Raw genomic sequence first — 23,185 nt, forward strand, 5'->3', positions numbered from 1 at the left:
AAAATAGCATAAATATCTATTTTGATATCCAACTGTAAAATTATTCAAGCGAAAATGCACTATCATAGTAAAATAATATCAACATCCAGTTTCTGTTAAATTATTTTCTCACAATTCAAAACAAAAATAAGCTATAAACCAAACAAATCTTCAATCTCGTTGTCATCAATAACACGTTTACTTTTTTTCCCTGCATTCTTGAGCATACTATTCATTTTTTCTTCTATAGATTTTTTTAAAAGATCCTGAAAATCAACATCTCTTAATTTAAAAAACAGTAATGGATCTTCATCTATTCGTGCACCTGTTCCATATAAAACTGCAGCAACATGTTTACATACTCTTGCTGAATCTGGACAGTTACACTTAAAATGGATTTCTTTAGGATGTGGAAATAGTCCATATTCAGATTTATTAAAAATTTCTTGAAACTCTTTAGGAAATTTTCCTTCAATCAGTGTTTCAAGAGTATCGATTTTATGATTACAAAATTCCATAATATTTTTCCACTTGCTTTTTTTCAGTTTATCAATCTTTATATTGACTTCATAATAATTTGAACCACTTCCCTGAACAATTCCATCTATTTCTCCAGTTTTTATTTGAAGATCAAGCACAAGTCCATTCTTTACATAATTTTTTCCTCTTCCCATTCTATTTTTTAAATCTGCATACTTCTCAAGATTTTTATTCCAGGCTGAGCCCCACCAGCTTTGAGCTATTTTGTTGCCCTTTATAATTACAGGAGATATATTAGGATTTTTCTTTCTTAATTTCTTTAAAGATTTTTCTGCCTTTTCTTTCTTATCTTCTGTTGTTTCATATTGGTAATACCTATAAAAACTCATTTATTTTTCACACCTCAAACTAAATAATTCCATAATTTCATCATTACTCATTTCAGTTATCCATTTCTCTTCTGATGAAGAAACAAGATCTTTAGCCAGACTCTGTTTTTCTTCTATCATGTTATCCACTTTTTCTTCTATTGTGTCAGATGTTATAAACTTATATACTATAACATTCTTTTTCTGTCCTATACGAAACGCTCTATCTGTAGCCTGGTTTTCAACTGCTGGATTCCACCATCTATCAAAATGTATTACATGATTTGCACTTGTAAGATTCAATCCTACACCTCCAGCTTTTAATGAAAGAACCATATAAGGTACATATTCATCACTATTGAAACGTTCTATAATTTCTCCTCTCTTTTTGACAGATGTTCCTCCATGAAGTACCAGACCTCTTTTATTGAAAATATTTTCTAAAAAATCAGCTAAAGGTTCTGTCATCTCTTTAAACTGAGTGAATATAATAACTTTTTCTCTCTTTTCATAAATGCTTTCACTTATTTCCTTTAACTTTATGAATTTCCCACTATCCTCTAGTTTAAATTCTGCTCCACCCAAATATTGATCAGGATGATTACATATCTGCTTAAACTTCATAATACTCGATATTATAAGTCCTTTTCTTCCTATTCCATCAACTTCTCTGATACTTTTCTTCAAATCCTTTATTAACTTATTGTATAAAACTATCTGTTTTTTACTTAATGATATATATTCCTTCTTTTCTATTTTTTCTGGAAGATCATTGATTATGCTTTTATCTGTTTTCAGCCTTCTTAATATAAATGGATTTATTATATTTCTTAATTTCAGATAATTGCTGCTCTGTTTTGAAATATTTTTGCAGAATTTAGTGAATTCTTTTGCACTCCCTAGAAGTCCCGCATCAAGGAAATCAAATAAAGACCATAAATCTGAGATTCTATTTTCAATAGGTGTACCTGTCATTGCAATTTTAAACTTTGCTTTTATTTCCTTTACAGATTTAGTCTGTTTAGTTGATGGATTCTTAATTGCCTGTGCTTCATCTAAAATCAATATATCCCATTCAATATTTTTAATAATATCTATTTTAGAAATCATTCCATATGTAGTTATATGTAAAAACGAAGTTTCTTCAGTGCTTTCATCTATTTCTATGGATTTTCCATGAAGCAAAGAAATTTTCATGTCAGGTGCAAATTTTTCTACTTCCCTGCTCCAGTTATTTATTAATGACGCAGGTATTACTAAAAGCACTTTTTTAATTCCGTTTGCTCGCATATTTTCAAGGAATGCTATTATCTGAACAGTTTTTCCTAATCCCATATCATCTGCAAGACATGCTCCAAAACCAAGCTGATACATATAGGAAAGCCATGAAAATCCTGTTTTCTGATAAGGTCTCAATTCTGCTTTAAAATTGCCCATTACTTTTTCACATTTTATAATATCAGGATTCATCATTTTTTCCTTCATAGTTTTAAACCATTCACCATTCGTAACCTCAATATTTACAATTTCCTTGTCAATACCAAACTTTTCTTCCGTATTCAGCTGCATTCTCATAGCCTCAAAAACAGTAATTCCTTCTTTTTCAGATAATTCTTCTGCTTTTTCATAAGCTTCAAGAGTTGCTTTTAGTTTTTCCTTGTCAATTTCCACCCAATTTCCTTTTAAGAGAATAAGTCCTTCGCTTTCCTTAAGAAGTCTTTCAATTTCTTCTTTTGTAAGCTTATCCTCACCATAATACAGTTCTGGACTATATGATATAAGAGTATCATAACCAAATGCTGCTGGTTCTTTTTCACCTATATTTATAGAAATTTTTAAAGAATTGTGCTTTTTTCTCCACCAATCAGGAATTCTGCACATGATTCCACATTCCCTATATAAAGGAGTTTCTTTCAGTACTATGTATGCCTCTTCTTTTGATAATTTTAATGGTGAAAAGAGTTCTCCGCTTTCCATAATAGATGATATAAAGTCACTTTTATCTGCACACCTGCTTATTATTGAAAGTAATTCTAAAAGCTTCTTTTTATCATTCTTATATTCGATTAATGCATTTTTAAGTGGAACATGTTTAACTTTTTTATCATTAACCTTTGTTGAATATGTAGCCATAAATGCAAATGGATATTCCATATCATTCTTATTTTCCACAAGATGAAAGAATACACGCTCTGCCACATTAATATTAGTATTTTTTCCATGTATAAAATCTTTTACAGTTCCTTTATATTCTTTTATTTCCTTTTTAAATTCTTCATTTATATATTTAGAGTTGTTTATTATCCACTCGTCATTTATAAATTCACTTCCAATTGCAAAAGGAATCCTCTGCTTTATCTCATCTATATCTTCAAAAGAAAACTGTAATTCAGTTTCCTCCCTTGTAAACTCAATATCTGATTTTTTTGAAATTCCATCTATAAATTTACTTGATAAAAAATATAAGAATTCCAAAGAGGGAGACATATAATAGTCTTTTTCTGAAAAACCCATATTAAATAAAGCTTTATATTTGTCTTCTTTAAAATTTTCATAAATTTCTCTCTGTTTTTCCAGCTCTCCTTCTTTTAATTTTAACTTCTTATTTTCTTCGTAATCTAATATGAAACTATTTTCATTAAAAACTGCCATTAATTCTTTCAAAAGCATTCACCTAATTTTCTATATTACTATTTTTTTATTTCAATCTAATTATTTATTAAATTATAATAGATTATATCATTATATGTTTTAATAATAAAACTACATAATAATAAAACTACATAATAATTAAAGAAATCTTGCAAAGATTTCAACTTTCATTGTCAATTGTACATTGTTAATTAGAATATATACATGTATAATAATAAGAAGCATTATTCATATTACAGAACATGCTTCTTACTTTACATCTATTCTTTATTATAAAAATTCTGTTTAAGTTTAGTTAAAATCTTTTCCTCTATCTCTCATTCCACCTGGACCTCTCATTGTATTTAAGCTTACACCTTCTTCATTTATACTGGTTATAGAAGATTCTACTATTCCACTTCCAATTTCAGTGCCATTTTCATAATCTCCATCTTCATACACTCCGTCTTTAATCTCTCCTGTACATGTACCTCCTATATAAACTTTATAAGTAGTTCCTGTATTTATTTCTGGAGATGATACAACTAAAGAAGAAAATTTCTTTGATGGAGCAAATGTCAATAATTCTTTTCCATCTTCACTTTCTATTCTTATTATATTCCCACCTTCTAATGAATTCATAACTATTTTTAATGTATTCTGACTTGAAGATTCACTTGTAGCCTGAAGCATTCCACTGCTTCCTGCTGATATCAATGTTCCACCACTTATATTAAATTCATTATCATAGTCAAGAGCACCATTGCCATTATCTGTAGGTCCATTTACTATAACAAACCCATCTTTCATATAAATTGATCCATTTGCATCAAGACCATCTCCTGAAGCATTGACATATATATATCCTCCATTTATGTTTATCATGGATGATACTGAATCATCAGAATTATTTTCTCCTGGTCCTTCCTTAGAAGATTCTTCGCTTCCTCCACTGGCATTTATACCATCATCACTAGAAGTTACATATATATTTCCTCCATTAATATTTATAACCTGACTTTCTATTCCTTCATAAGATTTTGAAACTTCTATATTCCCTTCATTAATATCAAGAGTGTTGTCTGCATGAATTCCATCATCTCCTGATGCTATATTAATTGTTCCTCCATTTACTATCACTGCATCATTAGAATGAATTCCATCATCATAAGAATCTATTGTTATATTTCCTCCATTTATAACAAGATTCACATCACTTTTTATAGCTTTTGCACTATTAGAAATCTCTGTATCTTCACTTTTAGAATCATCTTGTTCATTTCCTGGCATTTCACCTTGATAGATATCCTGATTTTCCATATCAGGTGGTCCCTGCTCTTTTCTCATCTGGTCATTTAAAGCTTCTCTTTTTTCATCTGAAAAACCTTCTGGTGGTTCAGGCTGATTATTTTCAGGCATCTCATTTTGATTTTCATTTGATGGTCTTGGACCTCCATCCATCATTTCACCTCCTGGAGGAGCTTCTTTTTTTTCTGGCGCATTTTCACTTCCTCCATTTGTAACAATATTTATTTCTCCATCATTAACTTCTACATTATTTATTCCCTGAATACCATCTCCATCTGATACAATATTTATATTTCCTCCATCAATTTTGATGTTTCCCTTTCCTTCATCAGTTTCATTTGATGATTTTAACCCATCTTTTCCTGCATCAACTGTAATATTTCCATCTGTAACTAATAATGAGTCCTTTCCTGTTATTCCATCATTAACTGAGTTAACAGTTATATTTCCGCCTTCTATAACAAGATCATCTTTACCTTTAATTCCATCATTATAATTTCCATTAACAGTAAGAGATCCGCTGCTTCCTATAAAAGTTATATAATCTTTGCTGTATATTGCTGAATCCGGCTTATCAGTATTCTCATCTTCATATATATAATTTTCTCCGTCATTTAGAACATTTTCTGATCCATCAGCTAAAGCAATTACAGTTTTGTCTGCTTCTTTTACTAAAACAGGTGAACTATTGCTGCATGTAATATCAACTCCATTTAAAACAAGATTTACATTACTGTCTTTTGCATCTACAACAATCTGCCCTTCATTTAAGGTTCCTGAAATACAATAAGTTCCTCCACATTGAATTGTTATGATATTATCTGAAACTGATATTCCTGTAGTAACTCCCTTTAAATCAATAGTATCTCCAAGCTCTATATATCCATCTATTTTATCTATCTTTTCTGTTCCATTAGATGAAGCAGTTACTTTAACTTGTGATCTGCTGCCTGAACATCCAACAAGAGGCAGTGACAAAATCAGTAATGTCAATAACTTGATAAATCTCTTTTTCATATGATTCCTCCATTAATACAAATTTAAATATCATTCTTTTCCTTTGAATGAATTCATTGTATCATTCCAAGCTTAACATTACCTTAATGGATTTTTTATATTTCTTTTCCAAAACAGTATCTTGCTACAATATTATTTGAATCTCCAAGATAAATAAGTTTCTCCATTCTTTCTTCTATTGTTCCATCATAATATTTCCATAGATTTTTATCATCAATTACAAGTGCATCAAATTCATATCCCTTTTCAAAGCTTCCTACTTTGCCGAAAAATTTTCCGCCTCCTTTTGTTGCTAGATAAAATCCTTCTGAACTTGTTAAAGGCCTGCTTCCATCTTTATAGTCCATTGTCCTTATTTTAGACAGCTTTATTGTATCTGCAATATTTGAAAGCATACTTATCTTTTCACCACCAGCAAGGTCTGATCCAAGACCTACATTATAGTTCTCACTCATTAACCTGTTTATAAACGCAATACCGCTTGAAATATTGACATTTGAATTTGGACAATGAGCAATAAATACTTCATTCTTTTTAATTCTCTCTAATTCATCTTCACTTAAATGTATACAGTGTGCCATAACAGTTTTTGTCTGTCCAAAAAGTCCATACATGTCATAAACATGTCCATAACTTTTTGATTCTGGATGAAGTTCTTTTACCCATTGAATCTCAGAAACATTTTCACTCAAATGAGATTGTACTGGAAGATTATTCTCATGTGCAACCCTTCCAAGTTCTTTTAAAAGTTTACTGCTACAGCTTGGTACAAAACGTGGTGTTATTATAGGCTTGACATTTTTATATTTGTCCTTATATTCACCAATCCATTTTTCTGTCTCTTCAACAGATTCCTCTTCTGATTCCATTAAATAATCTGGTGAATTTATATCCATATTTACTTTTCCAACATATGCAGAAAGTCCTTTTTCATTTAGTAAATCCATAAGGATTTCTGTAGATTTTCTATGTATTGTTCCAAAAATAACTGAACGAGTTGTCCCATTATCATATAAATCCTGTACAAAATCTTTGTACACTTTTTCTGCATAAGATACATCTTTAAATTTTGCTTCTTCCTTAAATGTATAATTATTCAACCATTGAAGAAGTGTCTTATCATATCCCAGACCACATAAAGAATACTGAGGAGCATGTACATGAAGATCTACAAAACCTGGTATTATAATATTATCACCATAATCCTGTACTTCTATATTTTCATACTCTTTAGGTATCTCTTTATATATACCTTCAACATATCCATCACTTACTATTATGTATGATTTTTCAAAAATACTAAACCTGCTGCTTTCCTCTGTAAAAACTATGTTTCCTTTAATTATTAATATTTCTTTTTTCATATTTTCCATAATATCAGTCCTTCTTATGAATATTTTTATCACATTTTATAATTGTTTATTCAGCCACACTTTACACTTATATTTAATTAAAAATTTTAATATTCATGTTCTAAGTAATATAACTTCATAATAATCAAAAAAATCTTGCCTATATTTCTTCATTTATTGTTAATTGAGGATTTTTCATATTGTCATAAACACAAAATTTAACTCAACATATAATATATTTCAAATGAATATAGATACTATATCTTGAGCCAAATCATATAAAATTATAATTATGAAATATCCACAATTATATTATATATGTTTCAAGATTAAATTTATATTTAAAATTTATATGATATACATAAAAATATCAAAAAAATCCTGCATAGATTTTTCATTCATTATCAATTCAATATATTATAATCATTAATCAGCTAAATGAATATTCAAAAAAAAAGCTATACTTCATAAAACTCTCAGAAATATAGCTTCTTTTAATACATTTTTTATTTATAAGCAATATATACTCTAATAATAAAACTACATAAATAATTAAAAAAATCTTGTAAAAAATTCATCTTTCATTGTTAATTGGAATATATATAATCTTTTCAATAATTAGCTGTACAAATCTTTTGTAAAAATATCCATAGAAAATATAACTACCTTTAATTGAAAGTCATATTCTTAAAGATTACTTCCTTCTAAAAATACCATTAGCTGAAGCATTCTAATCAATTCACATTATTATTAATTAATGATTGAACATCAGCTTTTATTTTAACAAACTCTTCAGTATTTTTAAGTTCAAGAGTTCTATTGTATGGAAGATATACTTGAATTTCTTTTTTTAATCTGCCTGGTCTTGATGTCAATACATCAATTTTAGTTGCAAGGAACACAGCTTCATCAATATCGTGTGTTACAAAAACTATAGTTGGTTTCTCAACCTGCCATATTTCCCGCATTAAAAGCTGCATATCTGCCTTTGTCTGTGGATCAAGTGCTCCAAATGGTTCATCCATAAGTAATACTTCTGGACTATTTGCAAGTGCTCTTGCTATTGCAACCCTCTGTTTCATTCCTCCTGATAATTCTTTTGGATAACTATTTCTAAACTTCTCAAGTTTTATTACCTTTAAATACTTATCAACAATTTTATCCTGTTCTTCTTTAGGCATCTTTTTTATTTTTAATCCAAATCTTATATTTTCCTCAACTGTCATCCATGGAAATAATGTATATGACTGAAACACCATTCCTCTGTCAGGTCCTGGTCCTATTATTTCTTTATCGTGAATTACAATGCTGCCACTTGTTACTTCATCAAGTCCACATATCATTTTTAAAAGTGTTGATTTACCACATCCTGAAGGACCTACAATACATACAAATTCATTTTCAAGAATGTTAAGACTTATATTGTCCATTGCAAGGGTATCACCTTTTATTGAATGATAAATCTTTGAAACATTTTTTACATGTATTTTACTGTTAGCAAGGTCAGCTTCTATGTGCGAATTTATATCTTCTAATTTTTCTTTTTTATTTTTTAATCCAAACATACTACATGCCTCCCTCTGCCCAGTGGAATAGTTTCTTATTTATATATGCAAATATTCTATCTATTATAAGACCTAAAAGTCCTATTATTATAATTCCGCTAAATATTGCATCTGTCTTTACGAATCTCTGCGCTTTTAAAATACTGTACCCAAGACCAGAACTTGCTGCAACTAGTTCTGCACTTACAAGATATGTCCATGCCCATCCTATCATCATTCTAAGTGTTTCCATAAGTCTTGGCATCATTGCAGGAATAAGTACTTTCATTATTGCCATCTTTGTATCTGCTCCTAATGTATAACTTGCAAAAATAAGATCATCAGATACTGATTTTGCATCATCTGCTACCATAAGTACAAGCTGAAAAAATGTACCTATAAATATGACTGTAATCTTTGCACTTTCTCCTATACCTACCCATACCATTATTAATGGAACAAATGCTGGTACTGGCATATATCTTATAAATTCTGAAACAGGTCTTACTACAGCCTCAATAGGTTTAAATGTGCCAGCAAGTATTCCTATAGGTACTCCTAAAATAACTGCAAGTACAAATCCAAATGTTATTCTATAAATGCTTATGCCCATGTTAGCCCACAATATACCTTCTTTAGCTGTTTTAAATGCATATTTTAAAACACTTAAAGGTGTTGGTAAAAATATTGTATCTATAAGTTCAAGGCTGCTTACAATTGTCCATAATGCTATAATAACTAAAAAAGTTAATACTGCATATAATGTATATTTCTTTTTGTCAATCTGACGCCTTATTTTTATACTAATCATCCTCTTTGCCTCCTTTTATATATCTGTCATCTAAAACATTGTTTAAATCATCAGGCAGCCTATCAATCATCTCAACATTCAATAAAAATTCTGCTGTATCATTTAATGTATAAATCAGATGATTATAATCACTTCCATCTGTAAATATACCTTCATTCATTTTTTTATCATAAATTGTTACTCCATCAAGCATATTTAAATATTCTTCTTTGCTTAATTCGGCATCATTTGCTACTTCTTCGATAAATTTATCGTCTCGCGCATTAATTAATTTTGTTCCATCAAACCATGAATTTATAATTTTCTGAACATATTCACTACTACTGTCCATTACTCTTTGTGAAACTGCAAATGTATCAGGAATAAGCCCTGGAGTTTCTCTCGAACTATATAAAAGTTTTCCTCCTCCATTTACAGCCATGGAAAGTGTAGGCTCCCAAAGAACTGCTGCATCTACACTTCCAGCAATAAATGCAGGTCCTGCATCATTTATTGTCATATTCACAAAATTAATATCATCAATTGTCATTCCATATTTCTCTAATGTCTTCAAAAGGAACATATGCTCTAAAGTACCTATTTCAGTTGCAACCGTCTTTCCTTTTAAATCTTCAATGCTATTTATTCCGTCTTTAACAACAAGACCATCTGCACCATATGACGTATCTGTAACAAGTACAGTTTTTAAATCAACACCTTCATTATATGGAGCTATAGTATCAGATCCTGCTATACATATGCCATCAACTCTTCTTGAATAAAATGCTGTAAGTGAATCACTATATACAGGGAAAAATTCAATTTTTACACAGACGCCATTGTCTTCAAATATTCCTGAATCTTGTATTCCATACCATGCGTACCATCCTGCCATAGGACTTATTCCTAAAATAAATGGATTTTCTTTTGTACCCTTAACCTGCTTGCTTTTTGCTGTACACCCTGTCAGACTTAAGCAGCACATTGATATTATAAATATTACACTTAATATTAATGATAATTTTCTCTTCATACTTTTTCCTCTTGCTTCTACAGGATATATTTAAGACTTAAAATTTAAGTCTGTCATAATTACACAAGAGCATCTTTGCCAGTCTGCTCTGTTCTTATTCTAATAACCTCATTTACTGGAAGAATAAATATCTTTCCATCACCTGCATGATTAGTTTTATTGGCTTCAATAACAACATCAATAACTTGTTGTACATCCTCTGATCTTACATACATATCTATCATCTTTTTAGCTACTAATCTACTTTGTGCAGAATCATTCTTATCTAAATCATAATGTATAGGAGTTTTCCCTCTTCCTATAACATCTTTTACTGTCATTGAGTGAAAACCAGCAGCATTCAATGCTTTCTTTGTTACAAAATACATTTTAGGTCTTACAAACATTATAAGCTCCTTCACTAATACCACCTCTTTCTTTTATAATTCTTCAGCGCCTGAACTTACAGTAATTGATTTTTCTACATCAGCTATAAAAATCTTTCCATCTCCATAAGTTCCATTTTTATCTGTTTTAGCTGTTGTAATAATGAGGTTAGTTACTACCTTTACATCTTTATCTTCAACTACAATCATAATAAGTTCTTTAGGAATTTCATCATAATAAACTTCTCCAACTTTTAATCCCTTTTGTTTTCCTTTTCCAAGAACAGCCATTCTTGTTGCCGCATTAAAACCTTTTTCCATTAATGCTTCTAATACATCTTCTGCTTTTTCCGGTCTTATTATTGCTTTTATCATTTTCATATATATCTGCCACCTTTACATTAATTATTTGTTATTTCTTTTATATTCCTTAAAACTTGAATAATTTGATATATCCTCTGCTTCACTTTCAACATAACTTTCACAGATAAATCCCTTTACTATTCTTCCATCCTTTAGCTCAATATTTCCTATTCCTAAAGGAGATTTTACATTTAATAAGAATCTTCCCAAATTTTCAGTTGGAATATCATACAAATCTATTTCAAAAGATTTTCCACCATTATTTACACGAACAAGTCCTGGTTTCTCAGGTTTAATATTGAGCTTTATCATCTTGTAGCAAGCTTTAGTTTCTGTTGTTTCTTTAAATTGGCCATTAAGTTCTACAAGCTGGTTCTCAAGTTCCATACCCTTCATATGAAGTCCACATACAGCAAGTGTTGTACTTTCACTTTCTAGGAATTTTTCTGCTGTCTTTAATACAACTCCTTCATCTTCTGCAAGACCAAAAATAGTTATTCCAAAAGGTATTTCTTTATCCCTAGAATTTTCTGGTATTGCAATTGCACTCATATTTAGAAGATTGCAGTGATTTGTATATTTACCCATATTAGAATTTGTTTCTATTGGATTATTTCTTACTTCTTCTCTTGAATATGTGCCCCCAGCTGTTGGCATAATAAGTACTGAATCTTTTAATATCTGAGCTGCTATGCTTCTATATTTTTGAAGTTCATGCATTGCTTCAAATACTTTTGCTGCAGTGTGTTCTTTATTATCACCAGATTCTAATATTATCTTAGTTACAGGAAATATCTTATCAGGATTTTCTTTAACAAATCCTCCAAGATCCTTCCATCTTTCTGCAACCCATGGACCATCATATAAAATTGAAGCCGCTTTTTTAAACATTGTATAATCAATATACTCAACTTCTATTCCAAGATTTTTTATTCTTGAAACTGCATTTTTCCATTTTTTCTCATATACATCTTTATATGGGCCATAAAATTCTACTCCTTCTTTTGCTAAACATATCTTCTTTGGAAGTTTCTTATTTATTGGCTCAAATTCCTTTGACCAGCAGCAGTCCTTATCAAAACCTCTAGCTGCATCATTTACTAATTCTGCATCTTCAATATTGTTTGCAAATACTGTAACACAATCAAGGCTTGCACATGCCGGAACAACTCCTCCTGTTGACCATGCTCCAAGTGCTGGTTTATATCCGACTAAACAATTTAGGGCAGCAGGAACTCTTCCTGAACCTGCTGTATCAGTTCCAAGTGAAAATGCTGCTTCACCAAGGCCCACTGAAACAGATGATCCTGAGCTTGACCCACCACTTATCAATTCAGGGTTTAGTGAATTATGCACTTCACCATAAGGACTTCTTGTTCCAACAAGACCTGTTGCAAACTGATCAAGATTTGTCTTACCAACTGGAATGGCACCTGCTTCAATAAGTCTTTTCACTACAAATGCACTTTCCTTTGGAACATATCCATATTCCTTACATGCTGCTGTAGTTTCTATATTTTTAAGATCTATATTGTCTTTTATTGCAAATGGAATTCCCCATAAAGGACATTTCTCTATTTTTTTATCCTTTAATTTATCTAAATATGGTTTTATTAATTCCATTGAAGGTGCTGTAATCCATACATTTTTTTCTTTATTAGCCTCACTTCTTCTTATAATCTCATTTATAAGCTCTTCTACAGTAAGCTCTTTAGATTTATAACTGTTTTTTATCCATGTAATTGTTAATTTTTGTGGAAAATATTTCACTCTTACTACCCCTTTCTTAGCCAATTCTAATGCTTGCTGCTAAATGTCCTGCATTAACCTGATCTCCAGCCTTAATGTATATTTTTTCAATTGTTCCACTTACTTCAGCAGTAAGAGGGAATTCCATCTTCATACTTTCAAGCACCATCATATCCTGTCCCTTTTCTACTTTATCTCCTTCTTTAACAAGTACCTTCCATACACTTCCGGGTATATTAGTTCTTGCTGCTTCACATCCATCCGGTATATCTTCTTCAGCTATAGCTGGTGCCTCTTCTGTTTCAGATACAAATTCATCTAGTCCATTTTCTTTCCATCTTTGTCTTTCTGCTTCAAATGAAGCTTCTTGATGATCTTTAAATTTCTTAATGCTTTCTTTATTTTCATCAAGGAATTTTTCATATTCACCTAAATTGAATGTTGTTTCTTCTATTTCTACTTCAAATTTACCCCTTAAGAAATCTTCTCTAAGCTTAAGTATTTCATCTGCACTTACAGGATAAAATTGAAGTCTGTCAAAGAAATTTAAAAGCCATGGTTTTCCTTTCTTAAAACTCTTTGTTTCTCTAAGCGGATTCCACATTTGAATTGTTCTACCTACAAACTGATAGCCTCCAGGACCCTCCATACCATAAACGCATAAGTATGCACCACCTATACCTACAGCATTTTCTGGAGTCCATGGTCTTGCTGGATTATATTTTGTTGTAACCATTCTATGTCTAGGATCAATTGGAGTAGCAACTGGAGCACCAAGATAAACATCTCCAAGTCCAAGTACTAAATAATCAGCTTTAAACACTATATTCATTACATCGTCAATACTATCTAAGCCATTTATTCTTCTTATAAATTCAGGATTACTTGGACACCATGGTGCATCAGGTCTTACAGTCTGCTGATATCTCTTTGCAGCAAGCTGAGTCTGAGGATCATCCCATGATAATGGAAGCTTTATTATTCTTGATGGAACTGTTATATCCTTAAGCTCTGGCAACTCCCTGTTTAAGTTAATGACAACCTGTGCCATTTCTCTTGCACTAATCTTATTTACATCAAAATGTATCTGTATAGATCTTATTCCTGGTGTCAAATCAATTATAGGAAGATTCTTCTTTTCAAGTTCCTGCATAAGAACATGTACTCTGAACCTTAATTCTATGTTAAGTTCCATTTCACCATATTCAACAAGAATATTTTCTTCACCATTAAGTCTTATTTTTATTTCTGTACCTTGTACTTCTTCATTTTCAAGTATTGCATAATCTGCATCTATATCAGGGTTTATTGGAGGAAGTTTTACTATCTTATAATCAGATTTTAAATTTCCTTCAACAGTCTCTCTTATTTCTTTTGCCTCTTCTAAAGTTAAAAGTTGAAAATGAACTTTATCTCCAGGATGAAGCTGACCAAGCTTCCAAAGTTCACCCTTTGCAGTTGTTACTGGACATACAAATCCTCCAAGGCTTGGTCCATCTGGTCCTAATAATATAGATTGATCTCCTGTTAAATCAATAGCTCCTACAGCATAAGCATTATCATGTATATTAGATGGATGAAGACCTGCTTCACCACCATCTTCTCTTACCCATTGTGGCACTGGCCCATTAAGACGTATACCTGTTCTTGCACTGTTAAAGTTGACTTCATATTCTGAATCTGTTAAAGTTTTTAAATATTCCGGCTTTAAATACTCACTTGTAGGCTGTGGACCTGGTATAACACCTATTGTCCATTCATTTTCAATCTGTGGTTTATACTTATCTGGTAAAGATTCAATAGAATCAATTAAACAATTTTTATGTACTCTTAAAACATCTCCTGCTCTTAGAGTTCTTCCTCCATGTCCGCCAAATTTACCATCAATAAATGTTGAACTGCTTCCCATTATCTTAGGCATGTCAAATCCACCTGCAATTAAAAGATAAGTTCTCATTCCTTGTTTACATGTTTTAAATTTGAGAACCTGTCCTGGCATAGCACAAACAACTCTATACATTTCTACTGGTTCATCATCCAATGTAGCCTGCATATCTGCACCTGTAATACAAAAGCTCATTGCTGTTCTGAATTTATAAGAACCGCCTCTAAGTGTAAGTTCAAGTCCAGCTGCATCTTCCTTATTACCTAAAAGACTATTACCTATTCTAAAACTATAGTTATCCATAGGACCACAAGGTGGAACTCCTACAAACCAGTATCCAATCATACCTGGATAATCTTGAACTGTTGTCTGTACTCCTCCATCTAAAACTTCAAGAGCAAATTCTTCAGGATAGAAATCATTTAACATTCCAGTAAATAATTTCCCTTTGTTATATTCTTCAGTATTTAATAATGCACTTAAATACTGCATATTTGTTGTTATTCCATAAACTCTTGATTTTTCAAGAACATTTTTCATTTTATTTATTGCATCTTCTCTGTCTTTTCCATGAACTATCAGCTTTGCAAGCATAGGATCATATAATGAAGTAACTTCAATTCCTTTTCTTATCCATGTTTCAATTCTTGCAGTTTCATCAAAAATAACTTCATCTATTTTTCCTGTACTTGGCCTGAATCCATTTAAACAGTCTTCAGCGTAAACTCTGACTTCTATTGAATGGCCTTCTGGTTTATTTACAAGTTCTTTAATATTTTTTAACTCACCTGCTGCTTCTTTTACCATCCATTCAACTAAATCCAGTTTTAAAACTTCTTCTGTGATTCCATGTTCAACCTGAAGTCTTGTATTAACTTCAAGGAAATAGAATTCCTGTGCTTTTTCATCATATAAAAATTCAACTGTACCTGCGCTTCTATATCCAGCTTCTCTTGCTAAATTTTCAGCTGCCTTATACATTTTTTGTCTTACTTCATCTGGAACATTAGGTGCAGGACTTTCTTCTACAACCTTTTGATTTCTTCTTTGTACTGAACAATCTCTTTCTGCAAGTGATACAGCTTCACCATACTCATTACCAAATATCTGAACTTCAACGTGTCTTGATACAGCTACATATTTTTCAAGAAATACACCTGAATTATTAAAGTTTGCTTCAGCTAAATGGATTACTGCTTCATATGCAGCTCTTAATTCTTCCTCGGAATTACATATTCTCATTCCAATTCCGCCACCACCAGCTGTACTTTTTAAAATTATTGGATAACCTATTTTACCAGCTTCAGAAACTGCTTCTTCTAAATTATTTAAAAGCCCTGTACCTGGTAATAATGGTACACCTGCTCTTTGTGCTATTTCTCTTGCAGAATGCTTCAATCCAAATAATTCAATCTGTTCAGGAGTTGGTCCTATAAATTTGATTCCACTTTTTTCACATTCTCTTGCAAAATCAGTATTTTCACTTAAAAAACCATAACCAGGATGAATGGCTTCTGCATGAGTTTTAATTGCTGCATCTAATATTTTCTTAGTATCAAGATAAGTTTCTTTTGCACTTCCCTCTCCTAAAAAAACTGTCTCATCTGCATTTTCAACATGAAGGCTGTCCTGATCAGCTTTTGAATAAACCGCAACACTTTTTATTCCCATTTTCTTTAAAGTTCTTTCTATTCTTACAGCTATTGCCCCACGATTGGCAATTAATACTTTCTTAAACATATCTATCTTCCTTTCTCATACACAAGTTCATCCTGTAATTTAAATAGACTTCTATTTAAATTAAGTTGTTTTATTACTTTTCAGCATCCCATATAATTAATCTAACTGGTGTAGGATTATATGCATTACATGGATTATTTAACTGTGGGCAGTTGCTTATTAAAACCATAGTGTGTTCTAATGCTTTCATCTCTACATATTTTCCTGGAGCTGAAACTCCATCATCAAATTTTAATCCACCTTCCTTAGTAACTGGAACATTCATAAAGAAATTAATATTAGGAGCTAAATCTCTTTTTCTTATTCCCACAGTTTCATTTTTTGCAAGTTGTAACATAAAACTGTCACGACAATTATGCATATATATTTTCTCTCTTGCATAACGAACTGTATTGCTTTGTGATGAACAAGCACCACCTAATGTATCATGTCTTCCTGTTAAATCTGCTGTTATTTCAAGAAGCGGCTTTCCAGACTCACTTCTTAAAATGCTTCCTGTTGTAAGATAAATATTTTTTTGAGCTACTATAGTCGCAACTGCACCATAATGATCTTCTGGATTAGTCATATCATAAAAAGTTGTGTCTACAGCTTGATTTCCTTCCATATCTAATATTCTGAAACTCTGACCTGGTAGTAATTCATGCATCCAGCCTTCTCCTGCATTTACTACTTCATCATATATTGCATCTTCTATTTTTAAGTTACTTTCCTTTTCTATAAATCCATACATATCAATTTCCTCCTACTAAATCCTTTAATTAAATTCCTAATAAATTGTTATAATCCCATGTATTTTCAAATGCTCTATAATTCTCTGCTCTGTAATTTACACATTCATCTAATAAATCAACTGGTGGTGCATCATAAACTTCAACAGTTACAGGAACTGATGGGTATTCACTGCTTTCATCTAATGCATTAGGTGTATTTGATAAAATTAAAATAATGTCCATTTCTGTTCTTAATGTTACTGTTGCTCCTTCTTTACAGTGATTTTTGTCATAATGCATACTTCCATCTTCTTCAACATAAACCTTAGAAAATAAATTTACACAAGGTACTAAATCTCTTAGGCTCATATTGTTTCTTACAAGTTCCACTGCAAAATTTTCTTCTCCGCTTCTAAACCAGTCATTACCATTTTTCTGATAAGTTGTTTTTCCATACTTCTCATCAATCATTTTTCTTGTTGAATAACCTGAAATTGAATCGTGCCATCCAAGACTGTCTTCAACTATACTTGCAAGAACTCTTCCATTATCACTCATAAGAACATTTCCTCTTGTAAGATGTGCAGTATATTGAGCCTTTAATGAGTCTGGCATGTTGTATCTTTCGGATGTATCTCTCATGTTATATAAAAGCATTGATACATTTGCATTATCACCTAATGCCTTAAAATGAATATATTTGCCCTTTCCTATATTTCCAGACCACTTTTCACCAGGTCTTAATGTTTTGCTCCAAATCTTTTTCATATAAACTCCGCCTTTCAGTTTTATAAATCTATTTAATTTCTAAATTATTTTTAAAAACAAAAAACATGCAATGGTGAAGATTTTTAATCTCTTCATGCACCATTGCATGTTTTCCTTTCGATACATTTATTCTATCATCAGGTTATATTCTCAACAATTGTCCCAAATACTTATTTTTATTTCTAAAAATAGAACTTTAGTTACCATACTAATAGAAAAGTTCTATTAAAAAGCAAAAAATTAAGGACCCCATAAAAATCTGGCAACCCTTAATCAATTCTTTTCTATTTACCTATTAATTTTTGCTAATAGCTGAGTCCTGCTTTTAACTCCAACCTTACTATAAATATTATAAACATGCTTTTTTACTGTAGAAATACTAATAATTAGTTTTTCTGCAATATCAGCATTTGAATAACCTGAATTCATAAGTTCTACAATTTCCTTTTCACGGGATGATAAATCATTTTTATTAATGAATTCTTCTGAAACCCTAACTAAATCCTTATTATTCTTTACTGATAAGTTTAAGTTTTCTATGATATTGCAAATATGTAATTTAAGTATATCAAGTATGTGCATATCTTTATCTGAAAAATCTCCTAACTTCTCACTTCTAAATAAATTAACTATTCCTAAAATCTTTTCATTTTTTATAAGAAGTATCCCACATCCATATGGTATATCTTGAGGCTTTAGAAAATTAATATAAAATTCTGTTTTTCTTCTGATCTCATCTTCTAGAATATCAGTATCACGATAAACACTTGTATTCTTTTCGAAATCAAAAACATAATTTATATAATCTATATCATAAAAATAATTTATATATTTCTCTTGACTCTCTGCACTCATTTCAATAAAATAAGACCTTTCTTTATCTATTTCATCATTTTCATCAAAAACCAAAAAGTATCCTTTACTATATGGTATGAGCATTCTAAACATTTTTAAAAGAATACTTGTAAATTTTTTAAAATCCTTAATTGCATAAACCTTTAACAACATACTGTTTATAGTGTTCCATTCATTTTCTTTAAGCATCTTAGGTATCTCCTTTTTCTTTAAAGTATTAAATCACTCAGCACTAATATTTAATAATAATATAAAAAAAGAAACTACAACTTAAAATAATTAAGTTATAACTCCTTTGTTACAATTTTATTATAAGCATCCTTAGATAAAATTGTCAATCAATAAATTTGTATGTAATTCCATTATAAATTTATCACAGTTTATAATTTTATTCCCATTCGTTGCTAATTAATATATAAGAATTTATATTATTCTTTCAGCTTTATATTAAAATATTTATTATTTCTTTTACGATCTTTTTATATCCTATCCCTGCATAGCAAGTAGTTTTATTTTTCACATTCGCTCAGCAGACTAAAAATCCATAATAAAAATATCCAAAGAAAGATTATATTTTCAAATCCTCTTTGGATATTCCTTAATCAAATTTATTTTGCTGATATGAGATTTTTATTCTAAATTAAATATACTCAGCATGTTTAGATTTACTTTTTATCATCCTTTTTTATTTGTAAAGTTGTATCATGACAATGTCCTGCACAATGCTTACATCCAACTCCACATTGCAAAGACTTCCCATTTTTTTTGTCTCGTATCATGCTTCTTATTATCAAAGCAATAATTCCAATTAAAACAACTCCAGTAATAAATGTTCCCATATCAATTAACCTCTTTTCCAGTTCAATATTAAGCTAATTTTGGCTCTAATTCAACTTGTTTGCTTGGACGGAATAATAAGTAGATGAATAAGATAATTAATAATACAGCTACTACTGTTCCTATTCCAAATACACCATTAACAATTAAATTACCAATCTGATTAAATACAAGAGATACTAAATATGCAAAACCACATTGATATCCAACAGCTACTGCAAACCATTTTCCATTGTTCATTTCACGTTTGATTGCACCCATAGCGGCAAAGCAAGGAGCACATAATAAGTTGAATGCGAGGAACGCATAACCACTTACTGTTGTAAATGAAGCTGCCATTGTTTGATAAACAGTTCCATCACCATTGCTATAAAGAATTCCTAATGTACCAACTATGTTTTCTTTAGCTACTAATCCAGTGATTGATGCTACTGTAGCCTGCCAGTTACCAAATCCTTGTGGAATGAATATCCATGCAATTGCCTTACCAATAGAAGCCAATATACTATAATCGATTTGTTCTTCTGTTAACATAGTAAATTCACCATCTACAAATCCAAAGTAAGTAGTAAACCAAACAAATATAGTTGATAATAAGATAATAGTTCCAGCTTTCTTAATAAAGCTCCATCCACGTTCCCACATGCTTCTAAGTACAGTTCCTATTGTTGGCATATGGTAAGAAGGAAGTTCCATAACAAAAGGTGAAGTATCTCCGATGAATAATTTTGTTTTCTTTAATATAATACCTGAACATATAATCGCTGCCATACCTAAGAAATATGCTGATGGAGCAACCCATGAAGCACCTCCAAATATAGCACCTGCAACCATTGCAATAAATGGGACTTTTGCACCACAAGGAATAAATGTTGTTGTCATTATAGTCATCTTACGATCACTGTCATTTTCTATTGTACGAGATGCCATAACACCTGGAACTCCACATCCTGTACCAATTAATATTGGAATAAATGACTTACCTGATAAACCAAATCTACGGAATATACGGTCCATTATGAAAGCAACACGAGCCATATAACCACAAGATTCTAAGAACGCAAGGAATATGAATAAAACGAGCATTTGAGGTACAAATCCAAGTACTGCACCAACACCAGCTACAATACCATCAAGAATCAATCCTTTTAACCAATCAGCACATCCAACAGCATCCAATAAATTTTCAACCAATACTGGAATACCTGGAACCCATGTTCCATAATCTGCTGGATCTGGTTCTGTACAATCATACTTATCTAAAACATCAACTGCTTCTGCTAAATCAGCTCCTGTAGAAGTTTCCATCTCAGTAGCTAATGTTTCTTCATCTTCAACTGCATATTCTGCTTCATCAGAATCTTTAAATTGAGATGCGAATTCTGCTAAAGCAACTTTAGCAGTTGCTGGATCAAATTCTTCTGATTCAGAATCTAATGCACCTTCAACTTCTTCTGTATCAATACCATTTTCTGAAGCATATGAAATAAATCCATTTACAACTTGTGCAGCGTCATTATACTCTTCATCAACTTCTTCATAAGCACTGCCTCCAGTAATGTGGAAACCATCACCAAACAAATTATCATTAGTCCAATCAGTAACCCATCCACCAACTGTAGTAACAGATACATAATATACTAAGAACATAACAACCGCAAAAATTGGAAGTGCTAAAAATCTATTAGTTACAACACGGTCAATTTTATCTGATGTGCTTAATCCTTTATTTTTCTTATGATAACAGTCTGAAATAATAGATGATATATATTCATATCTCTCATTTGAGATTATACTTTCTGTATCATCATCAAATGCATCTTCTAATTCTTTTATTTCAGCCGATACATCTGGTGCATTTTCAATAAGTTCACTTATTTTGCTGTCTCTTTCAAGAAGCTTTATTGCAAAGAAACGCTTTTGTTCTTGTAGAGCGGCTAAGCCAATTTTATCTTCTACTTTCTTAATTGCTGATTCCACTTCATCTGCAAATTTATGAACTAATACATTTTTTCCTTTACTTGAAGCAAGAGCCACTGCTTTATCTGCTGCTTTTTCAATTCCAGTTCCTTTTAATGCAGAAATCTCAACAACTTCACATCCTAATTTCTTTCCAAGCTTATCAATATATACCTTGTCTCCTGTCTTTTCAAGCACATCCATCATGTTTATTGCCATGATTACAGGAATTCCAAGTTCCATAATCTGTGTTGATAAAAATAAATTTCTTTCAAGATTAGTTCCATCAACAATGTTTATGATAGCATCTGGTCTTTCATGTATTAAATAGTTTCTCGCTACAACTTCTTCTAAAGTGTATGGAGATAAAGAATAAATTCCTGGAAGATCGACAATAGTTACATCTTTATGTCTTTTTAATTTACCTTCCTTCTTTTCAACAGTTACACCTGGCCAGTTACCTACATACTGGTTAGAACCTGTTAAAGCATTAAATAAAGTTGTCTTACCACAGTTTGGATTACCTGCCAACGCAATTTTAATTGCCATTTTTTATTTTCCTCCTTAACCACCTATTACTTTAAATAACTAAAATATAATTTCTAATAAATAATTAATTTTGTTAATCTTAATGAATTTCATTATCAATAATTTGATAATTTTTATTCTACTTCAATCATTTCAGCATCTTCTTTTCTAAGAGAAAGTTCATATCCTCTCACTTGTACTTCAATAGGATCGCCAAGAGGTGCTACTTTACGTACAAATATTTCACAGCCTTTTGTTATTCCCATGTCCATAATACGTCTTTTTATTGGACCAACTCCTGTAAGTTTTTTTACAGTAACTGTTTGTCCACATTTCACTTCTTTTAATGTACTCATATAATGCCTCCTACAATTATTATCTGAAATTTTCATAATTAACGCACTTCATCAGACAACCTTTATACACATATAAATAAAATTAAAACTTATATATAATATGCATAAAAGTCATCTGTATGAAGATTTAATCACAAAATATTCATCTTTATATAAATTTTATGTGTGTACTTATTAAATTAAACCATAATACGGCTTGCCATACTTTTATCCAAAGCTACCCTTGAACCTTTAACATTTATTATCACATTTCCTCCAAGTTCAGAAATCACAGTAACAGTTTCACCTACAACAAATCCAAGACTGTTTAAAAATCTCTTTGTTTCATCATTTCCGCCAATTTTCTTTATGCATACTTCATTTCCTGTTCCAGCTAACATTAATGGCATAACAATCCCTCCAAACATATTCATTGTGATAGCAATTCTAATATTCACTTGATATTAATTATCATGTTCTATTCGTAGAATACCATATTTTTATTCCAATTGCAAATTTTTATCGCTAATGTAATGAAATAAATTTGGGTTATTTTGTTGAAATATTAATAATTTATTTACTACAC

At 30.9% G+C, this 23,185-nt stretch carries 18 protein-coding genes; all 18 read right to left on the bottom strand.

Going from position 1 to position 23,185, the window contains the following annotated elements:
• Positions 1–131 precede the first annotated feature (131 nt).
• The 18 genes from Q0F58_RS07390 to Q0F58_RS07475 all read right to left on the bottom strand — a co-directional run bounded on the left by Q0F58_RS07390 (position 132) and on the right by Q0F58_RS07475 (position 23,009).
• Complete coding sequence (locus tag Q0F58_RS07390; protein ID WP_294374419.1) at positions 132–848, bottom strand: hypothetical protein; 717 nt, start codon at positions 846–848, stop codon at positions 132–134.
• A complete protein-coding gene (locus Q0F58_RS07395; RefSeq protein WP_294374424.1) occupies positions 849–3,497 on the bottom strand; it encodes a DEAD/DEAH box helicase in 2,649 nt (882 codons plus the stop codon).
• A gap of 273 nt (positions 3,498–3,770) precedes the next feature.
• Positions 3,771–5,783 (bottom strand): carbohydrate-binding domain-containing protein, encoded by a 2,013-nt coding sequence (locus tag Q0F58_RS07400; protein WP_294374427.1) that lies wholly within the window; start codon positions 5,781–5,783, stop codon positions 3,771–3,773.
• Positions 5,784–5,878: 95 nt separating this feature from the next.
• Complete coding sequence (gene guaD / locus Q0F58_RS07405) at positions 5,879–7,156, bottom strand: guanine deaminase (RefSeq protein WP_294374430.1); 1,278 nt, start codon at positions 7,154–7,156, stop codon at positions 5,879–5,881.
• A gap of 713 nt (positions 7,157–7,869) precedes the next feature.
• Entirely contained in the window at positions 7,870–8,700 is an 831-nt protein-coding gene (locus Q0F58_RS07410; RefSeq protein ID WP_294374433.1) for an ABC transporter ATP-binding protein, read from the bottom strand.
• A 1-nt stretch (position 8,701) separates the two neighbouring features.
• Entirely contained in the window at positions 8,702–9,490 is a 789-nt protein-coding gene (locus Q0F58_RS07415) for an ABC transporter permease (protein ID WP_294374435.1), read from the bottom strand.
• Entirely contained in the window at positions 9,483–10,502 is a 1,020-nt protein-coding gene (locus tag Q0F58_RS07420) for an ABC transporter substrate-binding protein (RefSeq protein ID WP_294374439.1), read from the bottom strand. The genes Q0F58_RS07415 and Q0F58_RS07420 overlap by 8 nt, the downstream gene beginning before the upstream one ends.
• A 59-nt stretch (positions 10,503–10,561) precedes the next feature.
• Complete coding sequence (locus Q0F58_RS07425) at positions 10,562–10,903, bottom strand: P-II family nitrogen regulator (RefSeq protein ID WP_294374442.1); 342 nt, start codon at positions 10,901–10,903, stop codon at positions 10,562–10,564.
• An 18-nt stretch (positions 10,904–10,921) separates the two neighbouring features.
• Entirely contained in the window at positions 10,922–11,248 is a 327-nt protein-coding gene (locus Q0F58_RS07430) for a P-II family nitrogen regulator (protein ID WP_294374443.1), read from the bottom strand.
• Between the two features lie 24 nt (positions 11,249–11,272).
• A complete protein-coding gene (locus Q0F58_RS07435) occupies positions 11,273–13,000 on the bottom strand; it encodes an allophanate hydrolase (RefSeq protein WP_294374446.1) in 1,728 nt (575 codons plus the stop codon).
• A 16-nt stretch (positions 13,001–13,016) separates the two neighbouring features.
• Complete coding sequence (gene uca / locus Q0F58_RS07440) at positions 13,017–16,604, bottom strand: urea carboxylase (protein ID WP_294374450.1); 3,588 nt, start codon at positions 16,602–16,604, stop codon at positions 13,017–13,019.
• 73 nt (positions 16,605–16,677) lie between these two features.
• Positions 16,678–17,337, bottom strand: a complete 660-nt coding sequence (locus Q0F58_RS07445) for an urea amidolyase associated protein UAAP2 (RefSeq protein WP_294374453.1) — start codon at positions 17,335–17,337, stop codon at positions 16,678–16,680.
• A 28-nt stretch (positions 17,338–17,365) separates the two neighbouring features.
• Positions 17,366–18,085, bottom strand: coding sequence for an urea amidolyase associated protein UAAP1 (locus tag Q0F58_RS07450; RefSeq protein ID WP_294374455.1), 720 nt, complete (start codon positions 18,083–18,085; stop codon positions 17,366–17,368).
• A gap of 288 nt (positions 18,086–18,373) precedes the next feature.
• A complete protein-coding gene (locus Q0F58_RS07455) occupies positions 18,374–19,129 on the bottom strand; it encodes a helix-turn-helix transcriptional regulator (protein ID WP_294374458.1) in 756 nt (251 codons plus the stop codon).
• Positions 19,130–19,605: 476 nt separating this feature from the next.
• Entirely contained in the window at positions 19,606–19,779 is a 174-nt protein-coding gene (locus Q0F58_RS07460) for a FeoB-associated Cys-rich membrane protein (RefSeq protein ID WP_294374460.1), read from the bottom strand.
• A gap of 28 nt (positions 19,780–19,807) precedes the next feature.
• Positions 19,808–22,285 (bottom strand): ferrous iron transporter B, encoded by a 2,478-nt coding sequence (locus tag Q0F58_RS07465; protein WP_294374461.1) that lies wholly within the window; start codon positions 22,283–22,285, stop codon positions 19,808–19,810.
• A gap of 113 nt (positions 22,286–22,398) precedes the next feature.
• Positions 22,399–22,620: a ferrous iron transport protein A gene (locus Q0F58_RS07470; RefSeq protein ID WP_294374463.1), complete on the bottom strand. Its 222-nt coding sequence runs from the start codon at positions 22,618–22,620 to the stop codon at positions 22,399–22,401.
• 179 nt (positions 22,621–22,799) lie between these two features.
• On the bottom strand, positions 22,800–23,009 hold the full coding sequence (locus Q0F58_RS07475) for a FeoA family protein (protein WP_294374466.1): 210 nt from the start codon (positions 23,007–23,009) through the stop codon (positions 22,800–22,802).
• Between the last annotated feature and the right edge of the window lie 176 nt (positions 23,010–23,185).

Source organism: uncultured Clostridium sp., assembly GCF_934754915.1.
Lineage (GTDB): Bacteria > Bacillota > Clostridia > Clostridiales > Clostridiaceae > Clostridium.